Source organism: Streptomyces sp. NRRL B-1140 (assembly GCF_001280065.1).
GTDB lineage: Bacteria > Actinomycetota > Actinomycetes > Streptomycetales > Streptomycetaceae > Streptomyces.
The window spans coordinates 1-751 of record NZ_LGEA01000168.1 but is presented as its reverse complement, the minus strand read 5'-3'; the positions used below and the strand labels follow the sequence as shown (position 1 = coordinate 751).

Here is a 751-nt window from a genome sequence, read left to right as displayed (position 1 = left end):
CGGCAGTCAGGTGAAGGTCGCTGTGCAGCCGGGCCGGCTGCGTGCCTGTGCCGCCGATGACGGGTTCTGTACCGGCACCGTCGAGACCGCCACCTATGTGGGCACCCTCGTGCGGGCGGGGGTGCGGATCGCCGGCGGTGACGCGCCGCTGCTGCGCCTGGAAGTACCCGCCGGCCGCGGACCCGTCGCAGGCGAACGAGTCGGCATCTGCACGGACCCTGAGGACGTCAACCTCTTCCCCACCGACGAAAAGGCGGGGTGAGTCATGGCCGCCACCCTTACCGCCAATGCACCGGCCCGTCCGCGCAAGCTGCTGGCTTCGCGCCGGACGCGGGTCGGGATCTTCTACGCGCTGCCGGTTGTCGTCTATCTGCTGGTGCTGTTCGTCTACCCCATCTTCAGCACCCTGCTGCTGAGCCTGAAAAACGCCGACGGCTCTTTCACGCTGCACTGGTACGCCGACGCGCTGACCGGTGTGAACCTGTCGGTGCTGTTCACCACGCTGCGGATCTCGGCGGAGACAGCGGTCCTCAGTCTCGTCTTCGGGTTCGTTCTTGCGCAGGCGATTACGCGGCTGAAGCCGGTGTGGGCGGGTCTGGCGATGCTGGTCGTGGTGGTGCCGCACTTCGTCAGTGCTCTGGTGCGTACCTATGGCTGGATCATCATGCTCGGTGACAAGGGCCTGGTGAACGAGACGCTCACGAGCATGTCGGTTCCCGGAGCTCCGTTCCAGCTGCTCTACAACGAACTC

At 66.2% G+C, this 751-nt stretch carries 1 protein-coding gene and 1 pseudogene; both read left to right on the top strand.

From position 1 onward, the window contains the following. Positions 1-262, top strand: a 262-nt coding sequence (locus tag ADK65_RS35540; protein WP_159038867.1) for a TOBE domain-containing protein, incomplete at its 5' end; no start/stop codon positions are given. A 3-nt stretch (positions 263-265) separates the two neighbouring features. Next, positions 266-751: pseudogene (locus ADK65_RS35535) on the top strand (ABC transporter permease); the annotation flags it as partial.